Here is a 23,206-nt window from a genome sequence, read left to right on the forward strand (position 1 = left end):
AGCCGCCGATGACCGCCGAACAACTGCAATCCTACCTCATGCAACGCACCGTCGCCGATTCGCCCGATGCGTGGCCCGGATGGCTGATAGCGCTGACTCTGGCCTGGCTTGGGCTGTGCGCGCTGCTGACGCTGCACGCCCTGCTACACCGCCGTCTTTGCCCCCCGCCAGCGCAGCGGCGCGACGCTGAGCGCCTCTATCTTTACCCGCGTGTCCTGCGGCTGTGGCACCTACTCAATGCGCTGCTGTTCCTGTTTTTGCTGTTCAGCGGGCTGTTGCTCCACGCGGCCCCGCTCCCCCTGGCAGCCACCCGCTGGCTGGTGCGCTGGCATCCCTACGCGGGCTATCTACTGCTGGGGCTATGGTGCGGCTTTATCCTGCTCAACGCGCTGGGAGCCAACGGCGTTCACTACCGCATCCGCTGGCGGGGGATCGCGGCGCGCTGCCGGTGCCAGGCCTACTTTTACCTGTTCGGTATTTTTCGCGCCGCACCGCACCCCTTCCACGCCAGCCCAACGCAAAAGTTTAACCCGCTACAGCAGCTAGGCTACTGCGCGGTGATGTATCTCATGGTGCCTGCGCTATTGCTCAGCGGTCTCGGTCTCGCCCATCCCCTATTCCTGCCCGAAGGAACCGCCTACTGGGTATTACAGGGACACCTTTTACTCTCATTCTTTATTTTAATGTTTATTAGCGTACATATTTATCTCTGCACGCTGGGTGACACGCCCGGAGAAATTTTTATGGCCATGGTGGATGGCTATCACCGCCACCATGCAACAGAAAATGAATAAATGGCGGAAAATAAAAAACACCACACCGCTGAATATAACTCTCCATCGCACCGCGCTTTATTAAGTCAAGGAGCTGACGATGAAAATACCCACCCGCTTAATCTGTCTCATTATAGGAATGTGCTGTACGTCATTAATGGCGGCGTCAGAGCTGGTCGCCCAACCGTCACCGCAGACCGAGACGGCATCGACGGCGCGTATCGACCTCAACCGCAACGACGGTATTCCAGAAAAGCCTCGTACTCTGCTGGAGTACGTAGGACAAGAAAAGGATTTTTTCGCCTATCTGCGTGAACATCACCCGATGTTCAAGTACGAGTCCGCCGGGCGCCTGGTTGGACAATACAGCATCAGCGATCGCCAGGAGGAGTTTGTCGACTTCGGCGGCGGCGATAAATATGCCGCCAAGCAGGGTCGCCCAACCGCGATCACCTACCGGCTCGGCTTTGAGTCTATCCTCGACTTCCCCAATAAATATGTCGGCCCGGAGAAGTGTGGCGAGTGCCACCCAGCCCAGTACCAAGCCTGGGAACGTTCACGCCACGCCAAAACCGTCCGATTCCCCAGCGAAATGGTTGAAATTCCCGACGGCGATCTGAACCGTGGACTGTACGGTAGCAAGGCTTCCGTCTTACCCCAGGGCATTACGGCAGACGCCATTTACGCAGTGATCGGAACGCCACGGACCAAATATGGGTTTATCGACGGCTGGATGGTCCGCGGAACCTACCATATCGAGGACGGACTGCTCAGGGACGGCACCGGCACCATGGTTGCCGGCGGTAATCAGTTCTCCCGCGGGTGGGCCCAGTTCATCACGCCGGACATGGCGAAAAAGATCGCCAGCTTCGTCCCGGGATTCCCCACCAAGCTGGAGGACTTCGGCTCCCAGGGGTCCAGCGTCTGGGGGATGACCTCTTACGGAGCATCCAACCGCACCCGAATGCTGTTTCAGCCTGCCAGCGCCTACTGTGAGGTGTGCCACTCCATGAAGTTTGACTTCAACAGCAGCGAGGAGTTTATCGCCGCGCTGGGCAAACCGGAGGAGCTGCGCAAGCATACCATCGCCAAGGGGATTAGCTGCGAAGAGTGCCATGGCGCGGGCGCCCATCTGTACGGCGCCCGCGGGGCCGGTATCCCCTCGAACTGCGAGCGCTGCCATCAGCGCTTCGCATACAATGAGGCCGATGCCGAGGCCAACCCGCTAAAACCATTTAACAGCTATTTCAAATCATCCTGCCCCTCCTGCGGCACCGAGGGTTCGCAGATGTACAGCACCGTCCACTATGAGAAAGGCATGCGCTGCAGTACCTGCCACGATCCCCATGCCGTCACAGCCAATGACTGGAAGGAGGGGTTTACCAAGACCACGCTGAAAAAGCAGTGCCAGGATTGCCACACCGAGCAGGCCGAATTCTTCGCTCAGGGCGATACCCACGGGCAAAGCAGCTGTACCGCCTGTCATATGCCCAACATGGGAAGCTGTGAAAACTTTGCCACGATCCAGTTCCCCGATATGGCCGGATTCGACAACGTACGGCGCGCCCATATCTGGAAAATCCGGGTAGACGAGACGGCAAAGACCCTCAATCCCCCGGAGGGAAAACCCCGTACCGCCGATATCAAAGGCTGGAGCATCGCCAAACAGGATGGCAAACCTTACCTGGATCTGATGTGGTCCTGCGGACGGACAGCGTTCAGCGATAGCGACGTGGTCGAAGGCGGCGGATGCCACAGCCCGGTGCAGACGGTACTTTCTGAGCGGCTGCAGTTTAAGGATCAGGAGAGCATCTATGCCAAGGTGGTGGAGTGGCAAACGCCGGTCAGGGACGGCTACGTGCGTATTCGCAGCGGGCTGGCACGCATCGAAAAACGTCTGGCGAAGGCACCCACGCTGGCTCTGAGCGATAGGGTACAAATCCGGCTGCTCAGCGGTCAGGCGCGTTCGCAGGCAGATCTGATCGAAAAAGACGGCTCCTGGGGACTGCACGCGCCCAACTACGCCAAGACCCGTATGGAAGAGGCCCTGCTGTATATCGAACAGGCTGAAACGATCCTCAATGAAGGCAAGGCGCCCAAATAAGGTCGGTCGCCGGAGGCCCCGCGCCGCCCGGCGACACCCATCACCAAGGAGATCATCATGATACGTTCCCCGTCACCGACCGCGATGCTGCTGGTGCTGACCATCGTCTCCGGCACGGTCTGCGCCACCGATGCGCCAACGCCGGAGGCCCATGAGCCATCCGTTATCAGTATGCGGGCAGCCGAGGCACTGCTGGGCAAACCCAACGTCTATTTCCTTGACGCCAACACGCCGGAGATCTGGCAACAGGGGCATATTCCCGGTGCGATCTACATCAACCAGGCCAACTGGCCGGTGCTGCTGCCGGCCGATCGCCGGGCCACGCTGATCTTTTACTGTGCCAACCGGCTGTGTATGGCCAGCTACGATGCCGCCGGCACGGCGATGAGCCTCGGCTATCGGCAGGTCTTTCATATGGCGGACGGTATCTTCGGCTGGATCACCTCCGGCCGCGCCATCGAAAAGGCGGATACCGCATAGCGTCAGGGTCGCCAGCGGGGCATCTCCGCCCCCGGACGCTGGGCCGCGGAGGCTCTCCAGAGCGGGGCCGATGATCTGCGGCCGATGCCGCGTCAGGGCGGCGTGTCACCACGGGAGATCAACTAATAATTGATCCCGGCAGGGATTATCAAAATGGAAGGATCTACCACAAAATGGATTCCGCTGAATTTTTGTTTTTTTGATGACTATCTCGGTTAACAAAAAAGCGACCACATACAGTAAACGCAGATAAAAATAACCTACAAGGAGTAGTTCAATGCATGCCAAAGGCTTAACCGCAGCTGATCTCGCCTCCTACGGCATTTCTGACGTTACTGAAATCGTCCATAATCCCGATTACGACCTCTTATTCAAGGAAGAAACCGCCCCTGGCCTACAGGGCTATGAACGCGGTACCGTTACCTCTCTGGGCGCCGTTGCCGTGGATACCGGTATTTTTACCGGCCGTTCCCCCAAGGATAAGTACCTGGTGCGCGACGACACCACCCGCGATACCGTCTGGTGGTCCGATCAGGGCAAAGGCAAGAATGACAACCGCCCGCTGTCGCCGGAAGTCTGGCAGCATCTGAAGGGGCTGGTGACCCGCCAGCTCTCCAACAAGCGCCTGTTCGTCGTCGATGCCTACTGCGGCGCCAACCCGGACAGCCGCCTGAAGGTCCGCTTTATTACCGAGGTGGCCTGGCAGGCCCACTTCGTCAAAAATATGTTCATCCGTCCAGAGGCGGATGAACTGGCCGGTTTTGAACCCGATTTCATCGTGATGAACGGTGCCAAATGCACCAATCCGCAGTGGCAGGCGCAGGGGCTGAACTCCGAAAACTTTGTCGCCTTTAACCTGACCGAACGCATTCAGCTGATCGGGGGAACCTGGTACGGCGGCGAGATGAAGAAGGGGATGTTCTCCATCATGAACTACCTGCTGCCGTTAAAGGGCATCGCCTCCATGCACTGCTCCGCCAACGTGGGCGAACAGGGCGACGTGGCGATCTTCTTTGGCCTCTCCGGCACCGGGAAAACCACGCTCTCAACCGATCCCAAGCGCCGCCTGATCGGCGATGATGAGCACGGCTGGGACGATGACGGCGTGTTTAACTTTGAGGGCGGCTGCTACGCGAAGACCATTAAACTCTCCGCCGACGCCGAACCCGACATCTACGGCGCCATCACCCGCGATGCGCTGTTGGAAAACGTCACGGTGCGGGCGGATGGCAGCGTCGACTTTGACGACGGCAGCAAGACCGAAAACACCCGCGTCTCCTACCCCATCTACCACATCAAAAACATCGTGAAGCCGGTATCCAAAGCCGGGGCGGCCAAGAAGGTCATTTTCCTTACCGCCGACGCCTTCGGCGTCCTGCCGCCGGTCTCCCGCCTGACCGCGGATCAGACGCAGTATCACTTCCTGTCCGGCTTCACGGCCAAGCTGGCCGGTACCGAACGCGGCGTAACCGAACCGACGCAGACCTTCTCCGCCTGCTTCGGCGCCGCATTCCTGACGCTGCACCCCACCCAGTACGCCGAGGTGCTGGTCAAACGGATGCAGGCGGCCGGGGCTCAGGCCTACCTGGTCAACACCGGCTGGAACGGCAGCGGCAAACGGATCTCCATCCAGGATACCCGCGCCATTATCGATGCCATCCTCAACGGCGATATCGATCGGGTGGAAACCTTTACTCTGCCGATCTTTAACCTGGCGGTGCCGACCGAGCTGCCCGGCGTCAATCCGGCGATCCTCGATCCGCGCGATACCTACGCCAATCGCGAGCAATGGCAAGAGAAGGCTCAGGATCTGGCGCAGCGTTTCATCGCCAACTTTGACAAGTACACCGATACGCCGGCGGGCGCCGCGCTGGTTCACGCTGGCCCCCAGCGCTAGCTCACGCCCACGCGGAGATACGCCGCCGACGTAAAAAAGGATGCCCCAGGGCATCCTTTTTACTGTCCAGAGGCTCTCTGGCGGTGCATCAGACGCGCTCTTTACGCCGCCCGCCGCTGCGCGGCGCGGTCTCGGGCGCCGCGGTCGCGATCATATTGACCCGTCGTAAATAGGCACGGATCTTCAGTCCACCGCGCTCGCTGCGACCAATATCCAGCGAACCGTGATGGGCATCGATAATACGCTGAATGATCGCCAGCCCCAGGCCGGTTCCGCTGGTGGTTCTCGCGCTTTCACCGCGGACAAAGGGCTGGAACAGATGGGCCAGGTGCGCATCGTCGATCCCTGGGCCGTCATCCTCCACCTGGAACCAGGCACGCACCCCCTCCATGCCGCTGCTGACCTTGATCCAACCATTACCGTAGCGGGTTGCGTTCACCACCATATTGACGACGGCCCGCTTAATCGACAGCGGATGCGCATCGATCAACAGCTCACCGTCGGCCAGATCGGTATCGATCTCGCGCTCATAGCCGCTCTCCGCCGCCACGACCTCGGTCAGGATACCGTTCAGATCGCACGCCTCGGTCTGCATCTCCTGACCAGTGCGCAGATAGTCGATAAACTGCTCAATAATGGCGTTACACTCTTCCGTATCCTTGTTGATCGACTCCGCCAGATAGGCATCCTGCGGACTCATCATCTCTGTCGCCAGACGAATACGCGTCAGCGGGGTACGCAGATCGTGGCTGACCCCGGCCATCAGCAGGGTCCTATCGTCGGCCAGCTGCTTAACCCCCGCCGCCATCTGATTAAACGCCCGGGTCACCGAGCGCACCTCCGAGGCGCCATACTCACGCAGCGGCGGCGGGATCTGCCCCTTGCCAACCTGCAGGGCGGCATGCTCCAGCTCGACCAACGGCCGATTTTGTATCCGAATAAACAGCCAGGCTCCGCCGATCGCCAGCAGCATAATCGCCAGCGTGTAGCGGAACAGCGGTGAAAAATCACCCTGATGGATCTCCGTCAGCGGCACCCGCACCCAGATATCAGGCGATAGCCAGGTCTTGAGCCAGACCACCGGCGTATTCTTGCTGATTTCAACCCGCACGTCCGTCGGACCGCCCAGCTGCTGAGCCATCTGCTGGCTAAGGAACTGGTAATGTTGCGCCCAGCGCAGCCCGTTCTCCTCCGCCGCTGAATTGGTGTACAGCGAAATACCAAGCTCGCGGTAAATCTCGCGGCGAAACGCCGGCGGAACCTCCAGCTGGGTACCATCCTCCAGCTGCAGCTTATCCGTCATCAGCATCCGCACCTCATAGGCCAGCACCTTATTGAACTGTTGCAAACTGGGCAGAATGGCAAAGTTCAACACGACCAGGTAGGTCGTCACCAGGCTGACGAACAGCAGGGTAACGATCAGCAACAGGGTGCGGGCAAAAGAGCTGCGCGGCGAGAAACGCAGTCGTCTCATGCTTTACTGCCGTCCGGGACAAAGACATACCCCAGACCCCATACGGTCTGAATGTAGCGCGGATGCGCCGGGTCCTCTTCGACCATCCGACGCAGGCGGGAAATCTGCACGTCGATGGAGCGCTCCATAGCGCTGTACTCGCGCCCGCGCGCCAGATTCATCAGCTTATCGCGCGACAGCGGCTCACGCGGATGGCTCACCAGCGCCTTGAGCACAGCGAACTCGCCGCTGGTCAATGGCATCGGCTCATCGTCACGGAACATTTCACGCGTACCCAGGTTGAGCTTGAACTTGCCAAAGTTAATCACGGCGTCCTCTTGGGAGGGCGCGCCGGGCAGTTCGTTGGCCTGACGGCGCAGCACCGCGCGGATGCGGGCCAGCAGCTCACGCGGGTTAAACGGCTTGGGAATATAGTCATCTGCGCCAATTTCCAGGCCCACGATGCGATCCACCTCCTCTCCTTTGGCGGTCACCATAATGATCGGCATCGGGTTGCTCTGGCTGCGCAGGCGGCGGCAGATAGACAGACCATCTTCGCCCGGCAGCATCAGGTCCAGCACCATCAGGTGGAAAGATTCACGCGTCAGCAGACGATCCATCTGCTCCGCGTTAGCGACGCTGCGCACCTGGAATCCCTGTTCAGTCAGATAGCGCTCCAGCAGAGCCCGCAGGCGCATATCATCATCAACAACGAGAATTTTGTAATTTTCTTGCATGGTTTACTCCCAAAGGCAGAAAGCCCGGTGCTTATCTGTATAGCGGTATATGGCAATCAGGTTATGGGCCGCCGATATCGCGCGCACCCCAAGCGATCTATTGTCAGAAAAGTCTCTTTATTCAGACAGCAGATAATGGTTTATATTCTAGCCTAAATTGTTACAAAGGTTATTTATCTTATGCTTACGCGAGCTTGAATGCACCATCACGCCATTTATTCGCCCACGCGGGCAAAATGGGATAGGCTGTGCTGCGCCGCCGCGCGCGCAGCGCCTGCGTAATGACAGGGCCGCACGGCGCGGCACTGGACGATGTGGCATCCACTTCAGGTTATAACAGATGAAAACCCCGCTGATTACCCGAGAAGGTTACGAAAAACTCAAACAGGAGCTGGATTACCTGTGGCGCGAAGAACGCCCGGAGGTCACCAAAAAGGTGACCTGGGCAGCGAGCCTGGGCGATCGCAGCGAAAACGCAGATTATCAGTACAACAAGAAGCGCCTGCGCGAAATTGACAGACGCGTACGTTATCTGAGTAAGTGCATGAGTATACTTAAAATTGTCGATTACTCCCCACAGCAAGACGGTAAGGTCTTCTTCGGCGCCTGGGTCGAGGTGGAAAACGAACGGGGCGATATCAAGCGCTTTCGCATCGTCGGCTATGATGAAATCTTTGGCCGTAACGACTATATCTCCATTGACTCGCCGATGGCCCGCGCGCTGCTGAAAAAAGAGGTGGGCGATGCCGCGACCGTGGCAACGCCGCAGGGTGACGCAGAGTGGTATGTCAATGCCATCGACTACGTCACGCCATAGTCCGCCCGCGCGGGCTGGTATTTTCTTGGCTGACTCCGTATAACGGGGACTTGGCTTTTATCCATCAAGACTATCTAACGCTATGAATGACGCATTAAGCCGTATTATCGCAACAGAACTGCAGGCGCGTACTGAGCAGGTTGACGCCGCCATCCGCCTGCTGGACGAAGGCAATACCGTGCCGTTTATCGCACGCTACCGCAAAGAAGTTACCGGCGGGCTGGACGATACACAGCTGCGTCAGCTGGAGAGCCGCCTGATTTACCTGCGGGAGCTGGAGGAGCGCCGCGCCACCATCCTTAAGTCGATCGCAGAACAGGGTAAGCTGGATGCGCCGCTGGAAAGCGCCATCCGCACCACCCAAAGTAAAACCGAACTGGAAGATCTCTATCTCCCCTATAAGCCGAAGCGGCGTACCCGGGGACAAATCGCCATCGAGGCCGGGCTGGCGCCGCTGGCCGATACGCTGTGGCAGCAGCCGCAGCACGATCCGCAGACCCTAGCGCTACGGTATGTCGATGCCGAAAAAGGGGTGGCCGACGCCAAGGCGGCGCTGGACGGCGCCCGCTATATCCTGATGGAGCGCTTTGCCGAAGACGCCGCGCTGCTGGGCAAAGTGCGCGACTACCTGTGGAAAAATGCCCATCTGGTCTCACGGGTCAATGAAGACAAAGAGGACGAAGGCGCCAAGTTTCGCGACTACTTCGACCACCATGAGCCTCTCGCCGCCGTGCCCTCCCACCGGGCGCTGGCGATGTTCCGCGGACGTAACGAGGGCATTTTACAGCTCTCCCTCAACCCCGACCCGCAGTGCGACGAGCCGCCGAAAGAGAGCTATGGCGAACAGATTGTCTGCGATCATCTCGGGCTACGATTGACGCAGGCGCCGGCGGATGCCTGGCGCAAGGCCGTGGTCAGCTGGACCTGGCGCATCAAGGTGCTGCTGCACCTGGAAACCGAGCTGATGGGCACCCTGCGCGAGCGGGCAGAAGATGAGGCCATCAACGTGTTCGCCCGTAACCTGCACGATCTGCTGATGGCGGCGCCGGCCGGGCTGCGCGCGACCATGGGCCTGGATCCTGGCCTGCGTACCGGGGTCAAGGTGGCCGTCGTCGACGCCACCGGTAAGCTGGTTGCCACCGACACAATTTATCCGCATACCGGTCAGGCGGCCAAGGCAGCCGTCAGCGTGGCTAACCTGTGCCAAAAGCACGGCGTCGAACTGGTGGCCATCGGTAACGGCACGGCGTCGCGCGAGACGGATCGCTTCTATGCCGACGTACAGCGTCAGTTCCCGCAGGTGACGGCCCAGAAGGTGATCGTCAGCGAAGCGGGCGCCTCGGTCTACTCCGCCTCCGAACTGGCGGCGCAGGAGTTTCCCGAGCTGGATGTTTCCCTGCGCGGCGCCGTCTCTATCGCCCGTCGCCTGCAGGATCCGCTGGCGGAGCTGGTGAAGATCGATCCCAAATCCATCGGCGTGGGTCAGTACCAGCACGACGTCAGCCAAAGCCTGCTTGCTCGCAAGCTGGATGCCGTAGTAGAGGACTGCGTCAATGCCGTGGGCGTCGACCTGAATACCGCCTCGGTCGCGCTGCTGACCCGGGTGGCGGGCTTGAGCCGCCTGATGGCCCAGAACATCGTCAGCTGGCGCGACGCCAACGGCCGCTTTTCCAATCGCGAACAGCTGCTTAAGGTCAGCCGGCTTGGGCCCAAAGCCTTCGAACAGTGCGCGGGCTTCCTGCGGATCACCCACGGAGATAACCCGCTGGATGCCTCTACGGTGCACCCAGAGGCCTACCCGGTGGTTGAGCGGATCCTGGCGAAAACCGAGCAGAGCCTGGCGATGCTGATGGGGAACCCCGATGCGCTGCGCGGCCTGAGCCCGAAAGCCTTCACCGATGAGCGTTTCGGGGTACCGACCGTCAGCGATATTCTGCGTGAGCTGGAAAAGCCGGGGCGCGACCCGCGTCCGGAATTTAAAACCGCCACGTTTGCCGAAGGGGTAGAGACCCTGGCCGATCTCAGCATCGGCATGATCCTAGAGGGAACGGTCACCAACGTCACCAACTTTGGCGCCTTTGTCGATATCGGCGTACATCAGGACGGCCTGGTGCATATCTCCTCTCTCGCCCATAAGTTTGTTGACGATCCGCACAAGGTGGTTAAAGCCGGCGACATCGTTAAGGTGAAAGTCCTCGAGGTCGATCAGGCCCGCCGACGCATCGCCCTGACGATGCGTCTGGATGAGCAGCCCGGCGAAGGCGGCGGCCGTCGCTCATCGGCCGATCGCAGCGGTGAACGCGCCCGGCCGGGGCAGCGTCCGGTGCGCACGGGCCACGGCCGCGCCGAGCGCCCGGGAAGCAGCGGCAACAGCGCCATGGGGGATGCCCTGGCGGCAGCGCTGGGCAAAAACAAGCGCTGACAGCGACGTCACGCCCCCGCCGTGGGGCGTGACGCTCATCACATAATGCAAATCTAAATGAGACTTCATCGCAATTTCATAATCTTGCCCTCCGCTCGCCGCGCGGAAATGTAATGAAAGTGTTACGTAAAGTTACCCCGCGCCGCGCGCCCCCCGCCTCGGCGCTGACCGTCATCCCGCGCAGCGCGCCTTTTCATCCACTGGATGAATATCCTATATCAACATAATATTATTGAATAAATTGTCGAAATGACGCTCTTTCTCCGCCGCTCACGACGACGGGTAGCATACGATGGCACTGGCGCCCCCCAATCCCACACAAAAAATAGGCACATTCCATTAACCATTTTAACGAATGATTCTCATTTGCGGACTGTTTAAAATAGTGCTAAAACACAGCCATAGTAAGGACGGTAGCCGCCTTAGCGTACGGCGCCGTTGACGTAAGCCGTGTGACGCTCGGCTTGAAACACAGATGAAAACAATTATCAGTTTTATTATACTGCGTGTTCACCCAGGCGCCCTCTCCAGCCAACACTATGCCGCCGGCGTCCCCGAGTGAAGGCTCAGCGCAATGACTGTCGTAATCAGTAAGAAGGTTTATATGCATCGGCTTCTTCCGGGTCATCAATACAAAATATTGGGCTTTTCACCGAATATCAGTCCGGCCTACCGTCAAAAGCTGCTCTCGCTGGGATTCCTGCCCGGCTCGCCGTTTACGGTGGTGCGTATCGCGCCGCTGGGCGACCCCATTGAGGTCAAGGCGCGCCGGGTCAGCCTGGTGCTGCGTAAGAAAGATCTCGCACTGCTGAATATTGAACCGATGGGTGAACCGCAGCCTGCGCCGCAGAGCGCGGCCGTCGCCACCATCGGCGCGCAGCAGCGCGCCTGAACGCACCGCATAGCCACCTTCATCGGCATATGCTCAAGGGATAGCGCGGGCGAGCCACGCCCGTGCCAGTGTCTGTCTTCGCCAAAAAAACAGTAAATTATGAAACAATTGACCATCGGGTTAATCGGTAACCCCAACTCAGGGAAAACCACGCTGTTCAACCAGCTGACCGGCGCGCGCCAGCGCGTAGGCAACTGGGCCGGCGTCACCGTCGAACGTAAAGAGGGGCAGTTCGCGACGCCCCAGCATCAGGTCAAGCTGGTCGATCTGCCCGGTACCTATTCGCTGACCACCATCTCCGAACAGACCTCGCTGGATGAGCAGATCGCCTGTCATTACATCCTCAGCGGCGACGCAGACCTGATCGTCAACGTGGTGGATGCAGCAAACCTGGAACGTAACCTTTACCTGACGCTCCAGCTGCTGGAGCTGGGTATCCCCTGCATCGTCGCGCTCAACATGCTGGACATCGCCCGCAGCCAGCAGATTGAGATCGACATCGACGCCCTATCCAAGCGCCTGGGCTGCCCGGTGATCCCGATGGTCTCTACCCGCAGCGAGGGGATCTGCGCCCTGAAGCGAGCCATCGACATGCCGCCGGTCTGTGCGGTGGAGGCGCTGGTTGACTATCCCCCGCTACTGCTGAGCCAGGTCGATCGCCTGTCGCAGGTGATGCCCGACTCCCTGACCATGCAGCAGCGCCGCTGGATTTCCCTGCAGCTGCTGGAGGGCGATATCTACAGCTCCTCGCGGGCCAGCAACGCGCTGGCGCTGCTGCCGGAGGTGCGCGACACCCTGCAGCGTACCCTGAACGAAGATCCGGCGCTGATCATCGCCAACGCCCGCTACCAAAGCATCACCGATATCTGCGATGCCGTCAGTAACAGCCAGCAGGCGCAGCCCAACCACCTGACGGAAAAGCTCGACCGGGTGATCCTAAACCGCTGGCTGGGGATCCCCATCTTCTTGCTGGTGATGTACCTGATGTTCCTGCTGGCCATCAACATCGGCGGGGCACTGCAGCCCCTGTTTGACATTGGCTCCGCCACCCTGTTTATTCAGGGGATCCAGTGGCTGGGGGCAACCCTGAACTTCCCCGACTGGCTGACCATTTTCCTAGCCCAAGGGGTCGGCGGCGGGATCAATACCGTACTACCGCTGGTGCCGCAGATCGGCATGATGTACCTGTTCCTCTCCTTTCTGGAGGACTCCGGCTACATGGCCCGCGCGGCGTTTGTCGTCGACAAGATGATGCAGGCGCTGGGGCTGCCCGGGAAATCCTTTGTCCCGCTGATCGTCGGATTCGGCTGTAACGTTCCCTCCGTGATGGGGGCGCGAACCCTGGATGCACCGCGTGAACGGCTGATCACCGTACTGATGGCACCCTTTATGTCCTGCGGCGCACGGCTGGCCATCTTTGCCGTCTTCTCCGCCGCCTTCTTTGGCCAGAACGGCGCATTCGTCGTGTTCTCGCTGTACCTGCTGGGTATCGTGATGGCCATCCTGACCGGGCTGATGCTGAAGCATACCCTGATGCGCGGGGAGTCCTCGCCGTTCGTCATGGAGATGCCGGTCTACCACGTACCCCATCTCAAAAGTCTGCTGCTGCAGACCTGGCAGCGCCTGAAGGGCTTTGTGATCCGCGCCGGCCGCGTGATCATCATCGTCAGTATCTTTATCGGCGCGCTGAACAGCTTCTCCTTCAGCGGTAAGCCGGTCAGCGACCTCAACGATTCCGCGCTGGCCACGACCAGTAAAGTGTTGACGCCGCTGCTGCAGCCGATTGGCGTCAAAGAGGACAACTGGCAGGCCACCGTCGGTCTGGTGACCGGCGCCATGGCCAAAGAGGTAGTCGTCGGCACCCTGAACACCCTGTATACCGCCGAACATATCAATGAAGAAACGTTCGATCCGCAGAGCTATAGCCTGGCCGGCGGCCTGAAAGAGGCGCTGGATGAGACGTGGCAGGGGCTGAAGGATACCTTCAGTATCAGCGTCCTCTCCAACCCCATCGAAGCCAGCAAGGGCGACGGTGAAATGGGCAGCGGTTCCATGGGGGTAATGAGCAGCAAATTTGGCAGCGCCAGCGCCGCCTATGCCTACCTGATCTTCGTGCTGCTGTACGTCCCCTGCGTATCGGTCATGGGCGCCATCGCCCGTGAAAGCAGCCGCGGCTGGATGCTGTTCTCCATCGGCTGGGGGCTGAACGTAGCCTATTCACTGGCGACCCTGTACTACCAGGTGGTCAACTTCAGCGCCCATCCGGACTACAGCCTGATCGCCATCAGCATCGTCATACTATTTAACCTGGCGCTGCTGATCGTACTGCGCCGCTCTCGCGAACGGGTTACCGTGCGCCTGAGCAACGCCGCCAGCGCCAGCTGCTGCTGCAATAATAGCGGCAGCTGCCACTGATCCCCCTAACGGAGCGCCATGATGACTACCTTACTGCAAGTCCGGGATACCGTCGCACTGCATGGGCGCATTGAGCTACAGCGCCTGTGCCGTGAGGTCGGCGGTACGCCGGCCCTGGTACGCGCCATGCTGGAGCGCCTGGAGCACATGGGATGTGTGGAAAAGGTCGATGATATGGATAGCGGATGCCTGAGCGGCAGCTGTAAAGGCTGCCCCGAAGCGCAGAAAAAATGTGAAACCGTCGTCTATCGGATACGCACGCTGCACTAAACGCGCGCCGTAGCCATTGACGCCCCTCGACAGGCAGCCGCAGATGCGGCTGCTTTTTTTGTCTCATCCCATCATGCCGACGCCCCGCCGGCAAAATCACACAGCGCGGCGCAAAACGGCGCGGGATGAGAGATAAAGGGGGCATGGGCGGCACCGGGAATAATCAGCGAGCGACCGCGCGGGCTGAGCGCATCCACCAGCGGCACCACCCGGCGCGGAACCAGGCCGTCCAGCGCGCCATAGAGGCGCAGCCACGGCGGCGCCAGCGTCGCCAGCTGTGGGCGCAGATCGGTTTCGCGCAGCAGGGACAGCCCCCCGTTCAAGACTGCCGCCGACGGCATCGGCTGCGCCAGCACCACCGACTTCAGCGCGCGGGCATCCTGCCGGGCGCTGTCTGTCCCCAGCGTCTGCAGCGCCAGAAAACGCTCCACCGTACGCTGAAAATCATCACGCAGCTGTGATTGAAAATGATGCAGCACATCGCCACGGATCCCCGGCCACGCCGTCTGCGCCGTAAAACAGGGCGAAGAGGCGACGGTGATTAAACCGCTGACCCGCTGCGGGTGATGCAGGGCCGCCTGAGTCGCGACGAGCCCCCCCAGCGACCAGCCCAGCCATAGCGCCCGCTCCGGCGCCTGCGCCAGCACCCGCTGCGTCATCTCCGCCAGCGAATACGGCGTATCGCCGCCGCTGCGCCCATAGCCGGGCAGATCGACCAGGTGCAGGCGAAACTGCGCAGAGAGCTGGGGGACAATGCAACGCCACACTTCGGCATTCAGTCCCCAGCCGTGCAGCAGCACAAGATCGCGCTTACCCGCGCCGCAGGTATGCCAAAACAGCGCACTCATCGGTTATGGTCTCCTTTCACCTTGGACCTTTCAGGACGGTGCCTATGGTATCACTTCACGGACGCTGCGCGATCTGCCGCCTTCCCCTACGGGCGCCGGTCGGTATCTGTAGCGCCTGCCGTCGGGCGCTGCCCGCGCCGCCGCCCTGCTGTCCCCGCTGTGGGCTGCCCAGTGCAGATATCCATCACCCCTGGCGCCGTTGGTACAGCGCTTGAAATACCGCGCGGAATGGCCGCTGGCCGTGCCGTTGGCCCGGCTGATGCTGCTGCGCTACCTGCAGGATCGCCGCAGCGCGCCGCGGGCGCGCCCCGAGATCATCCTGCCGGTGCCGCTGCACCGCCTACGCCACTGGCAGCGCGGCTACAACCAGGCCGCCGAACTGGCCCGCTGGCTAGCGCGCTGGCTGCAGGCCGAGTTCCGCCCGCAGTGGCTCTGGCGCATTCGGCGAACCCCGCCCCAGCAGGGGCTCAGCGCGGCGCAGCGGCGGCGCAACCTGCGCGGTGCCTTCGCCGCGCACCGGGCGCTGGCCGGGCGGCGGGTGCTGCTGGTCGACGATGTGATCACCACCGGCAGTACCCTGAGCGAAATCTCCCGCCTGCTGATAGCACAGGGTGTGATGTCGGTAGAGACGATCTGCCTATGCCGCACCTTGTGAGCATTTTACGATCGGCGTATTATAACCGACCGGAGAAGTCAACTATTGAGCAGATGCCATGATCCGTATTACCGAAGCAGCGCAAGAGCACTTTGCCAAATTGCTGGCAAACCAGGAGCCGGGTACCCAGATCCGCGTTTTTGTCATTAACCCCGGTACGCCCAATGCGGAGTGCGGCGTATCCTACTGCCCGCCGGACGCCGTAGAAGCCAATGACCGTAAGCTGGACTTTGAGCAGCTGAGCGCCTATGTCGACGAAATCAGCGCCCCGTTCCTTGAAGATGCCGAGATCGACTTTGTTACCGATCAGCTCGGCTCGCAGCTGACCCTAAAAGCCCCCAACGCCAAGATGCGTAAAGTCGCCGACGATGCGCCGCTGATCGAGCGCGTGGAGTATATTCTGCAATCGCAGATTAACCCCCAGCTGGCGGGCCACGGCGGTCGCGTCTCGCTGATGGAGATCACCGATGAAGGCTACGCCATTCTGCAGTTCGGCGGCGGCTGCAACGGTTGCTCCATGGTGGACTACACTCTGAAAGAGGGGATCGAGAAAGAGCTGCTGCAGCGCTTCCCAGAGCTGAAGGGCGTACGCGATCTGACCGAGCATCAGCGCGGCGACCACTCTTACTACTGATACCGTCAGGCGGGCCGGCACGACGGCCCCCATCGCGTGATCTGCCGCGCGGCGCGCGGCTTTCTGGCCTTTCCCGTTTACACTAACTCAACCCGCACGCCGCACTCGCGCAGGCGCGCGACCACCTCCGCCGGGGCATCATGACCGGTGATCAGGATGTCGATCTGCCCGGCGCGCGCAAACAGCATGCCGGCCCGCTGTCCCACCTTGCTGCTGTCCACCAGCGCCACTAGCTTACCGGCGTACCTCAGCATCTTCTGCTCTGCCATCGCCGTCAGCATATCGGTCTTGTACAGCCCCTCCGGGGTCAACCCCTTACCGCTGGTAAACATCCAGTGTCCAGCATACAGCGAGGCATCGCCGTCCGCCGGTGCCAGCGTGATCGCCTGGGTGCGATTATACTGTCCCCCCATGATCACCACGCTATCATGCTCTTGATCTATCAAGTAGTTAGCCAACGGCAAATAGTTGGTAATCACCTGCACATCGCGTCCGCAAAGCTCCCGCCCCAGCAAAAACGCCGTCGAGCCGCAGTTGATCACCACGCTTTCACCCGGCTGTACCAGCCGCGAGGCCGCGCGGGCAATGCGCACCTTTTCATCGTGATTCTGCGCCCGGTGGATATTCATCGGCGTCCAGGCCATACGATTGGGGCTCACGGCCTCCGCGCCGTTGCGCACCTTTTTCAGCTTACCGGCGTCATTCAGCTTATTGATATCGCGCCGCGCCGTCGCCGGCGATATCTGCAGGCTCGCGATCAGCTGCTCAACGCTGACAAAGCCATCCTGCTGCAGCATCTCCAGCAGGGTCTGATGTCGTTGTGATTCCGTCATGAAAATCCAGGCTCAGTTATGATTACAACATGAGTATATTTGAAAGCCGCGGGGAAACAAATCGGGCGGTATCCCTGCCGCAGATACCGCCGCCGCCCGGCTACAAAAAGGCCTTAAAGGGCAGGTCTGGCTCCTGGGTGAAGCAGTCGTCAAAGCCGCGCGGGTAGTGATACTCCAGCCGCCCCTGATCCTGTGGCCAGGTAAACTTACCACCCACCTGCCAGATAAAGGGGGTGAAGCCGTAGCCCAAACGATCTTTCTTCATCTGCCACAGCACCCGGATCTCCTGCGGATCGGCCTGGAAGTTAGACCAGATATCGTGATGAAACGGGATCACCACTTTGGCCTTCAGCGCCTCGGCCATCCGCAGGACATCGGCGCTGGTCATCTTATCGGTGATCCCGCGCGGGTTCTCGCCATAGGAGCCGAGCGCCACGTCGATGCGATGATCGTTGCCGTGCTTGGCATAATAGTTAGAGTAGTGGGAGTCGCCGCTGTGATACAGCGAACCGGCAGGCGTCTTAAACAGGTAGTTAACCGCTCGCAGATCCATACCGTCGGGCAGCGTACCCTGCGCCCGCTCCGACGGCGGCAGCGTGATCAGAGCGGTGCGGTCGAAGGCGTCCAGCGCCACGATCTCTGTATCTTTGATTCGCACCGTATCGCCGGGGACCACCACCCGGCAGCGCTCGCGCGGCACCCCCCAAGAGACCCACAGATCGACGCAGCGCTGCGGACCGATGAAGGGGACGTCCGGCGCCGCATTGCGCAGCACAGCGGCCGCCACATTGATATCGATATGATCATTATGGTCGTGGGTCGCCAGCAGCGCATCGATCTCGCGGATGGCAAAGGGATCGAGCACAAAGGGCGAGGTGCGCAGATTGGGCTGCAGCTTCTGCACCCCAGCCATCCGCTGCATCTGGTGCCCCGCCGCCATCCACGGATTGGCGTGGCTGCGCTTACCGGTTCCACACCAAAAATCGACGCACAGATTCGCCCCCCCCTCCGACTTCAGCCAGATCCCGGTACAGCCCAGCCACCACATCGCAAAGCTGCCGGGATCCACCGTCGTCTGCTCTATCTCCTCGTTCAGCCAAGTTCCCCACTCCGGAAACGTATTCAGGATCCAGGACTCGCGGGTAATGCCATCAAGTTTACTCATCGTCGGCCTCCTATCGGCTCACCAGTGCAGCACATAAAATCAATATTAATCATATTTAGATCAATTTTGATTGCAATAGCATAGTGACGTGAGATCAAGGGATACCCGATACAAGAGGCTATCCCTCCGCACTACGGCGCAACGGCCACTAAAAAATAAATTATTATTTATAATCATGCAGATAAAAATACAGCGACGTGCGATGAAGCCCAAGGAACGCCCACCCGCGAGGCGATCGACAAGTTGAGATCACAATCACAAATGATCATATTTAATCTTTAAGTGATTTTTAACGATTGCTAGAGTGGTCGAATTATACACAGCCCTGAGCGCGATCCCCCGGATCCGCGCTCAGGATCCACGCCGAACGGAGAACGCTATGGATATTCTGTACCGTGCCTTTCTGATTTTTTTCAATCAGGTGATGACCAATGCCCCCCTGCTGCTGGGGATTGTCACCTGCCTCGGCTACCTGCTGCTGCGTAAACCGGCGACGGTGATCATCAAAGGCACGATCAAAACCATCATCGGCTTTATGCTGCTGCAGGCGGGCTCCGGCATCCTGACGTCAACCTTCAAACCGGTGGTGGCCAAGATGTCCGAGGTCTATCACATCAACGGAGCCATTTCAGACACCTACGCCTCGATGATGGCCACCATCGAGCGCATGGGCGACGCCTACAGCTGGGTAGGCTATACCGTGCTGCTGGCGCTGGCGCTGAACATTCTCTACGTCCTGCTGCGCCGCCTCACCGGCATCCGCACCATCATGCTGACCGGCCACATCATGTTTCAGCAGGCCGGGCTTATCGCCGTGGTGTTCTATATCTTCGGCTATCCCATGTGGACCACGATCCTGTGCAGCGCGCTGCTGGTCTCGCTCTACTGGGGCATCACCGCCAACATGATGTATCGCCCCACTCAGGAGGTCACCGACGGCTGCGGCTTCTCCATTGGCCATCAGCAGCAGTTTGCCTCCTGGCTGGCCTATCGGTTGGCCCCCTATCTGGGGCGCAGGGAGGAGAGCGTGGAAGATCTCAGGCTGCCCGGCTGGCTGAATATCTTCCACGACAATATCGTCTCGACCGCGATCGTGATGACCCTGTTCTTCGGGCTGATCCTCGGCTCTTTCGGGCTGGACACCGTCCAGCTGATGGCGGGGAAAATCCACTGGAGTATCTACATCCTGCAGACCGGTTTCCAGTTCGCCGTCGCGATCTTCATCATCGTTCAGGGCGTGCGCATGTTTGTCGCGGAGCTGTCCGAGGCCTTCACCGGCATCTCCCAGCGCCTGATCCCCGGCGCCGTGCTGGCCATCGACTGCGCGGCCATCTACAGCTTTGCCCCCAACGCCGTCGTTTGGGGATTTATCTGGGGTACCATCGGGCAGCTAATCGCCATCGGCATCCTGATCCTGCTGGGGTCGCCTATCCTGATCATCCCCGGCTTTATCCCCATGTTCTTCTCCAACGCGACGATCGGCGTCTTTGCCAACCACTTCGGCGGCTGGCGGGCAGCCATCAAGATTTGTCTGGTCATGGGCATGATTGAAATCTTCGGCTGCGTCTGGGCCGTCAAACTTACCGGGCTCAGCGCCTGGATGGGGATGGCCGACTGGTCCATCCTGGCTCCGCCGATGATCCAGGGGCTGACGCTGGGGCTGTGGTTTATGGGCGTTCTGCTGCTGATCGCCCTGGCTTACATGCTGGTTGCCGGGCGCAGCCTGCGGGCAGAAGAGGCGGCGCAGACCGATCCGGCGCGCGGCACAACACACTAACTCCATGGAGAAACATCATGACAGTACGCATTCTCGCCGTCTGCGGTAACGGCCAAGGCAGCTCAATGATCATGAAGATGAAGGTGGATCAGTTTCTAACCCAGCAGGGCGTTGACCACAGCGTCAACAGCTGCGCGGTCGGCGAGTATAAATCGGAGCTGAGCGGCGCAGATATCATCATTGCCTCCACCCACGTCGCCGGCGAGATCAGCGTCAGCGGCAATAAATACGTGGTCGGGGTGCGCAATATGCTGTCGGCAGAAGAGTTCGGCCCCAGGCTGCTGGAGGTCATCCGCGCCCATTTCCCCCAGGACCTCAGCTAAGGAGCCATGATGAAACTGCGAGACTCTCTGGAGGAAAACCACAGCATCCGCCTACAGGCCGAGGCGGCGGACTGGCCTGCGGCCGTCAGGATCGGCGTGGATCTCCTGGTCAGCGCCGGTGTCGTAGAGCCACGCTACTACCGGGCCATCCTGGATAGCGTCGCGCGCTTTGGCCCCTACTTTGTGCTGGCTCCGGGGCTGGCCATGCCGCACGGGCGCCCGGAAGAGGGTGTGATCAAGACCGGCTTTGCACTGGTCACCCTGCGTACGCCGATCGCGTTCGGCCATGAGGATAACGACCCGGTGGACATTCTGATCACCCTGGCCGCCGTCGACGCCCACACCCATCAGGAGGTCGGTATCCGTCAGATCGTCGACCTGTTCGAGGATGAGGCCAACTTTACGCGCCTGCGCGCCTGCCGCACGCCAGCGCAGGTGCTGGCGCTCATCGATTCGGCAACCACCCCATCGCATCCCCAAGGAGTCGCCTCATGATACCGTCCCTGCCTATGCTGCAAATCGCGCTGGATAACCCGACGCTGGAGGCGGCCTACCTCACTACCCGGCAGATCGCCGAAGCCGTCGATATCATCGAGGTCGGCACGATACTGTGCGTCGGCGAGGGCGTGCGCGCCATACGCGATCTCAAGGCGCTCTATCCCCACAAGATCATCCTGGCCGACGCCAAAATTGCCGATGCCGGCGCCATCCTGGCGCGCATGTGTTTTGAGGCCAACGCCGACTGGATCACCGTGATCTGCTGCGCCGATATCGCTACGACCAAGAACGCGCTGGCGGTCGCGCAGGCGTTCGGCGGCGATCTGCAGATAGAGCTGACCGGCTACTGGACCTGGGAGCAGGCACAGGCCTGGCGCCAGGCGGGTATCGGTCAGGTGGTCTACCACCGCAGCCGCGACGCACAGGCGACGGGGGTGGCCTGGGGGCAGGCGGATATCGACGCCATACGCCGCCTGAGCGACATGGGCTTTCGCGTCACGGTGACCGGTGGCCTCACCCTGGACGATCTGCCGCTGTTTCAGGGGATCCCGGTGCATGTTTTCATCGCTGGGCGCAGCATCCGCGAGGCCGACGATCCGCTGGCCGCCGCCCACCATTTCCAACAGCGTATCGCCCAGCTGTGGGGCTAAGGAGCGCGACATGCTGCATTCCACGGTGCCGCTGGGCATCTATGAAAAGGCGCTGCCCGCCGGCGAAGACTGGCCACGACGCCTGGCGCAGGCCGCGCAGCTCGGGTTCGACTTCGTCGAAATGTCTATCGATGAAAGCGATCGCCGCCTGGCCCGACTGACCTGGTCACGCCAGCAGCGTCTGGAGCTGCTGGCGGCGATGGCGCACAGCGGCGTGCGTATTCCCTCCCTGTGCCTCAGCGCCCACCGCCGGTTTCCGCTGGGCAGCGAGGATCAGGAGGTCAGACGCCAGGCGCTGCGGCTGCTGGCCCACGCGATTACCCTCGCACAGGATCTGGGGATCCGGGTGATTCAGCTGGCGGGATACGACGTCTACTATCAGCAGGGCAATTCCCTGACGCGCCAGCTGCTCCGCGAGGGGCTGAGCCAGGCCGTCATCCTGGCCAGCCGGGCGCAGGTCACGCTGGCCATGGAAACCATGGACACGCCGCTGCTCAACTCCGTCAGCAAAGCGCTCGGCTACTGCCGCTATCTGCGCAGCCCCTGGTTCCAGATCTACCCGGATATCGGCAACCTTTCGGCCTGGGATAATGACGTCGAACTGGAGCTGGCGGCGGGCATCGACCGCATCGTCGCCGTACATGTCAAAGACACCCGGCCGGGCCAGTTTCGGGATGTCCCCTTCGGCAGCGGCGTGGTCGACTTTGAGGCCTGTTTCCGCACGCTGGATCGCCATGGCTACCGCGGCCCCTACCTGATCGAGATATGGAGCGAAAGCGCCCAAGACCCGCTGCAGGCGGTGCGCGAGGCGCGCGACTGGGTTCTGGAACGGATGCGACGTGCCGGACTGGCGGTGACGCGGGAGGCCTCATGGAACGGCTGAAACAGCAGGTCTACCAGGCCAACATGGCCCTGCCGCGCCACGGGCTGGTCACCTTTACCTGGGGCAACGTCAGCGCCATCGATCGCCAACGCGGCTACGTCGTCATCAAACCCAGCGGCGTCGCCTATGAGGCGCTGACCCCCGATGAGATGGTCGTCGTCGATCTTGACGGGCAGATCGTCGCTGGCGCGCTGCGCCCCTCATCCGACACCCCGACCCACCTGGCGCTGTACCGCCGCTACCCGCAGCTGGGCGGTATCGTGCATACCCACTCGACCCATGCGACCTCCTGGGCACAGGCGGGGCGGGCAATCCCAGCGCTCGGCACCACCCACGCCGACTACTTCGATGGCGATATTCCCTGCACCCGCGCGCTGAGCGCCGCCGAGATCGACCACGACTATGAGCATCACACCGGGCTGGTCATCATCGAAACGCTGGCGCAGCGCGATCCGGGCCACATGCCGGGGATCGTCGTTCACCAGCACGGCCCCTTCGCGTGGGGAGAGAGCGCGGCGCAGGCGGTGCATAACGCGGTGGTGCTGGAGGAAGTGGCCAAAATGGCCTGGATTACCCATAGTCTGAACCCACGGCTCGCCCCGCTGGATCGGGCGCTGCGCGATAAGCATTTCCGGCGCAAGCACGGGCCGGAGGCCTACTACGGCCAGCGCGGCTAAATC

General features: G+C 60.8%; 21 protein-coding genes and 1 pseudogene. 17 read left to right on the forward strand and 5 right to left on the reverse strand.

The window, feature by feature from the left end; translation table 11 throughout:
• Positions 1 to 8: 8 nt before the first annotated feature.
• The 4 genes from phsC (at position 9) to pckA (ending at position 5,254) form a co-directional block, all read left to right on the forward strand.
• Positions 9 to 794 carry a thiosulfate reductase cytochrome B subunit gene (gene phsC / locus ETEE_RS06625; protein ID WP_034163877.1) on the forward strand — a complete coding sequence of 262 codons (786 nt, stop codon included), beginning with the start codon at positions 9 to 11 and terminating at the stop codon, positions 792 to 794.
• A 79-nt stretch (positions 795 to 873) separates the two neighbouring features.
• Positions 874 to 2,877, forward strand: coding sequence for a cytochrome c3 family protein (locus ETEE_RS06630; protein WP_167549805.1), 2,004 nt, complete (start codon positions 874 to 876; stop codon positions 2,875 to 2,877).
• A 57-nt stretch (positions 2,878 to 2,934) separates the two neighbouring features.
• Complete coding sequence (locus tag ETEE_RS06635; RefSeq protein WP_034163879.1) at positions 2,935 to 3,357, forward strand: rhodanese-like domain-containing protein; 423 nt, start codon at positions 2,935 to 2,937, stop codon at positions 3,355 to 3,357.
• Positions 3,358 to 3,634: 277 nt separating this feature from the next.
• On the forward strand, positions 3,635 to 5,254 hold the full coding sequence (gene pckA / locus ETEE_RS06640; protein WP_034163881.1) for a phosphoenolpyruvate carboxykinase (ATP): 1,620 nt from the start codon (positions 3,635 to 3,637) through the stop codon (positions 5,252 to 5,254).
• A gap of 88 nt (positions 5,255 to 5,342) precedes the next feature.
• On the opposite strand, the gene envZ is transcribed toward pckA, so the two are convergent.
• Both envZ and ompR read right to left on the reverse strand, forming a co-directional pair.
• The gene (gene envZ / locus ETEE_RS06645) at positions 5,343 to 6,728 is read right to left on the reverse strand and encodes a two-component system sensor histidine kinase EnvZ (RefSeq protein ID WP_034163882.1); all 1,386 of its coding nucleotides are present in this window, start codon (positions 6,726 to 6,728) and stop codon (positions 5,343 to 5,345) included.
• Positions 6,725 to 7,444: an osmolarity response regulator transcription factor OmpR gene (gene ompR / locus ETEE_RS06650; RefSeq protein WP_005290509.1), complete on the reverse strand. Its 720-nt coding sequence runs from the start codon at positions 7,442 to 7,444 to the stop codon at positions 6,725 to 6,727. The genes envZ and ompR overlap by 4 nt, the downstream gene beginning before the upstream one ends.
• A gap of 340 nt (positions 7,445 to 7,784) precedes the next feature.
• On the opposite strand from ompR, the gene greB reads away from it, so the two are divergent.
• The 5 genes from greB to ETEE_RS06680 all read left to right on the forward strand — a co-directional run bounded on the left by greB (position 7,785) and on the right by ETEE_RS06680 (position 14,260).
• The gene (gene greB, locus ETEE_RS06655; RefSeq protein ID WP_034163884.1) at positions 7,785 to 8,261 is read left to right on the forward strand and encodes a transcription elongation factor GreB; all 477 of its coding nucleotides are present in this window, start codon (positions 7,785 to 7,787) and stop codon (positions 8,259 to 8,261) included.
• Positions 8,262 to 8,343: 82 nt separating this feature from the next.
• Complete coding sequence (locus ETEE_RS06660) at positions 8,344 to 10,683, forward strand: Tex family protein (protein WP_034163885.1); 2,340 nt, start codon at positions 8,344 to 8,346, stop codon at positions 10,681 to 10,683.
• Between the two features lie 604 nt (positions 10,684 to 11,287).
• Entirely contained in the window at positions 11,288 to 11,575 is a 288-nt protein-coding gene (gene feoA, locus ETEE_RS06670; RefSeq protein WP_034163888.1) for a ferrous iron transporter A, read from the forward strand.
• A gap of 99 nt (positions 11,576 to 11,674) precedes the next feature.
• Positions 11,675 to 13,990 carry a Fe(2+) transporter permease subunit FeoB gene (feoB, locus tag ETEE_RS06675; protein ID WP_034163890.1) on the forward strand — a complete coding sequence of 772 codons (2,316 nt, stop codon included), beginning with the start codon at positions 11,675 to 11,677 and terminating at the stop codon, positions 13,988 to 13,990.
• Positions 13,991 to 14,011: 21 nt separating this feature from the next.
• The gene (locus ETEE_RS06680; protein ID WP_015462440.1) at positions 14,012 to 14,260 is read left to right on the forward strand and encodes a FeoC-like transcriptional regulator; all 249 of its coding nucleotides are present in this window, start codon (positions 14,012 to 14,014) and stop codon (positions 14,258 to 14,260) included.
• Positions 14,261 to 14,331: 71 nt separating this feature from the next.
• On the opposite strand, the gene bioH is transcribed toward ETEE_RS06680, so the two are convergent.
• The gene (gene bioH, locus ETEE_RS06685; protein ID WP_034163891.1) at positions 14,332 to 15,108 is read right to left on the reverse strand and encodes a pimeloyl-ACP methyl ester esterase BioH; all 777 of its coding nucleotides are present in this window, start codon (positions 15,106 to 15,108) and stop codon (positions 14,332 to 14,334) included.
• A gap of 44 nt (positions 15,109 to 15,152) precedes the next feature.
• Here bioH and ETEE_RS06690 point away from each other — a divergent pair.
• Both ETEE_RS06690 and nfuA read left to right on the forward strand, forming a co-directional pair.
• A pseudogene (locus ETEE_RS06690) lies at positions 15,153 to 15,763 on the forward strand (phosphoribosyltransferase family protein).
• 58 nt (positions 15,764 to 15,821) lie between these two features.
• A complete protein-coding gene (gene nfuA, locus ETEE_RS06695; protein ID WP_005290532.1) occupies positions 15,822 to 16,397 on the forward strand; it encodes a Fe-S biogenesis protein NfuA in 576 nt (191 codons plus the stop codon).
• 77 nt (positions 16,398 to 16,474) lie between these two features.
• Here nfuA and ulaR read toward each other — a convergent pair whose 3' ends face one another.
• Entirely contained in the window at positions 16,475 to 17,230 is a 756-nt protein-coding gene (gene ulaR, locus ETEE_RS06700; RefSeq protein WP_034163892.1) for an HTH-type transcriptional regulator UlaR, read from the reverse strand.
• A 100-nt stretch (positions 17,231 to 17,330) separates the two neighbouring features.
• On the reverse strand, positions 17,331 to 18,395 hold the full coding sequence (ulaG, locus tag ETEE_RS06705; RefSeq protein ID WP_034163894.1) for an L-ascorbate 6-phosphate lactonase: 1,065 nt from the start codon (positions 18,393 to 18,395) through the stop codon (positions 17,331 to 17,333).
• Positions 18,396 to 18,774: 379 nt separating this feature from the next.
• Between ulaG and ulaA the strand changes: the two genes are divergently transcribed.
• From ulaA to ETEE_RS06735, 6 genes are read left to right on the forward strand one after another with little or no spacing between them, the layout of a single operon-like run.
• Positions 18,775 to 20,172 carry a PTS ascorbate transporter subunit IIC gene (gene ulaA / locus ETEE_RS06710; RefSeq protein WP_034163896.1) on the forward strand — a complete coding sequence of 466 codons (1,398 nt, stop codon included), beginning with the start codon at positions 18,775 to 18,777 and terminating at the stop codon, positions 20,170 to 20,172.
• A 17-nt stretch (positions 20,173 to 20,189) separates the two neighbouring features.
• Positions 20,190 to 20,495, forward strand: a complete 306-nt coding sequence (ulaB, locus tag ETEE_RS06715; RefSeq protein ID WP_034163898.1) for a PTS ascorbate transporter subunit IIB — start codon at positions 20,190 to 20,192, stop codon at positions 20,493 to 20,495.
• A gap of 9 nt (positions 20,496 to 20,504) precedes the next feature.
• A complete protein-coding gene (gene ulaC, locus ETEE_RS06720; protein WP_034163899.1) occupies positions 20,505 to 20,990 on the forward strand; it encodes a PTS ascorbate transporter subunit IIA in 486 nt (161 codons plus the stop codon).
• Positions 20,987 to 21,643, forward strand: coding sequence for a 3-keto-L-gulonate-6-phosphate decarboxylase UlaD (locus ETEE_RS06725; RefSeq protein ID WP_034163900.1), 657 nt, complete (start codon positions 20,987 to 20,989; stop codon positions 21,641 to 21,643). Before ulaC ends, ETEE_RS06725 begins: the two co-directional genes overlap by 4 nt.
• A 10-nt stretch (positions 21,644 to 21,653) precedes the next feature.
• Positions 21,654 to 22,526, forward strand: coding sequence for an L-ribulose-5-phosphate 3-epimerase (locus ETEE_RS06730; protein WP_034163901.1), 873 nt, complete (start codon positions 21,654 to 21,656; stop codon positions 22,524 to 22,526).
• Positions 22,514 to 23,203 carry an L-ribulose-5-phosphate 4-epimerase gene (locus ETEE_RS06735; RefSeq protein ID WP_034163903.1) on the forward strand — a complete coding sequence of 230 codons (690 nt, stop codon included), beginning with the start codon at positions 22,514 to 22,516 and terminating at the stop codon, positions 23,201 to 23,203. The genes ETEE_RS06730 and ETEE_RS06735 overlap by 13 nt, the downstream gene beginning before the upstream one ends.
• The last annotated feature ends 3 nt before the right edge of the window (positions 23,204 to 23,206 follow it).

The sequence above is a fragment of the Edwardsiella anguillarum ET080813 genome, from assembly GCF_000264765.2.
GTDB lineage: Bacteria > Pseudomonadota > Gammaproteobacteria > Enterobacterales > Enterobacteriaceae > Edwardsiella > Edwardsiella anguillarum.

Excerpts from the sequence above, each read along its gene's own strand:
- ETEE_RS06660 (WP_034163885.1), top strand. The coding sequence starts at position 8,344 with ATGAATGACGCATTAAGCCGTATTATCGCAACAGAACTGCAGGCGCGT.
- ETEE_RS06635 (WP_034163879.1), top strand. The coding sequence starts at position 2,935 with ATGATACGTTCCCCGTCACCGACCGCGATGCTGCTGGTGCTGACCATC.
- feoA (WP_034163888.1), top strand. The coding sequence starts at position 11,288 with ATGCATCGGCTTCTTCCGGGTCATCAATACAAAATATTGGGCTTTTCA.
- feoB (WP_034163890.1), top strand. The coding sequence starts at position 11,675 with ATGAAACAATTGACCATCGGGTTAATCGGTAACCCCAACTCAGGGAAA.
- ETEE_RS06680 (WP_015462440.1), top strand. The coding sequence starts at position 14,012 with ATGACTACCTTACTGCAAGTCCGGGATACCGTCGCACTGCATGGGCGC.
- greB (WP_034163884.1), top strand. The coding sequence starts at position 7,785 with ATGAAAACCCCGCTGATTACCCGAGAAGGTTACGAAAAACTCAAACAG.
- ulaC (WP_034163899.1), top strand. The coding sequence starts at position 20,505 with ATGAAACTGCGAGACTCTCTGGAGGAAAACCACAGCATCCGCCTACAG.
- ulaR (WP_034163892.1), bottom strand. The coding sequence starts at position 17,230 with ATGACGGAATCACAACGACATCAGACCCTGCTGGAGATGCTGCAGCAG.
- nfuA (WP_005290532.1), top strand. The coding sequence starts at position 15,822 with ATGATCCGTATTACCGAAGCAGCGCAAGAGCACTTTGCCAAATTGCTG.
- ulaA (WP_034163896.1), top strand. The coding sequence starts at position 18,775 with ATGGATATTCTGTACCGTGCCTTTCTGATTTTTTTCAATCAGGTGATG.
- ETEE_RS06735 (WP_034163903.1), top strand. The coding sequence starts at position 22,514 with ATGGAACGGCTGAAACAGCAGGTCTACCAGGCCAACATGGCCCTGCCG.
- ulaG (WP_034163894.1), bottom strand. The coding sequence starts at position 18,395 with ATGAGTAAACTTGATGGCATTACCCGCGAGTCCTGGATCCTGAATACG.
- envZ (WP_034163882.1), bottom strand. The coding sequence starts at position 6,728 with ATGAGACGACTGCGTTTCTCGCCGCGCAGCTCTTTTGCCCGCACCCTG.
- pckA (WP_034163881.1), top strand. The coding sequence starts at position 3,635 with ATGCATGCCAAAGGCTTAACCGCAGCTGATCTCGCCTCCTACGGCATT.
- bioH (WP_034163891.1), bottom strand. The coding sequence starts at position 15,108 with ATGAGTGCGCTGTTTTGGCATACCTGCGGCGCGGGTAAGCGCGATCTT.
- ETEE_RS06730 (WP_034163901.1), top strand. The coding sequence starts at position 21,654 with ATGCTGCATTCCACGGTGCCGCTGGGCATCTATGAAAAGGCGCTGCCC.
- phsC (WP_034163877.1), top strand. The coding sequence starts at position 9 with ATGACCGCCGAACAACTGCAATCCTACCTCATGCAACGCACCGTCGCC.
- ulaB (WP_034163898.1), top strand. The coding sequence starts at position 20,190 with ATGACAGTACGCATTCTCGCCGTCTGCGGTAACGGCCAAGGCAGCTCA.
- ETEE_RS06630 (WP_167549805.1), top strand. The coding sequence starts at position 874 with ATGAAAATACCCACCCGCTTAATCTGTCTCATTATAGGAATGTGCTGT.
- ETEE_RS06725 (WP_034163900.1), top strand. The coding sequence starts at position 20,987 with ATGATACCGTCCCTGCCTATGCTGCAAATCGCGCTGGATAACCCGACG.
- ompR (WP_005290509.1), bottom strand. The coding sequence starts at position 7,444 with ATGCAAGAAAATTACAAAATTCTCGTTGTTGATGATGATATGCGCCTG.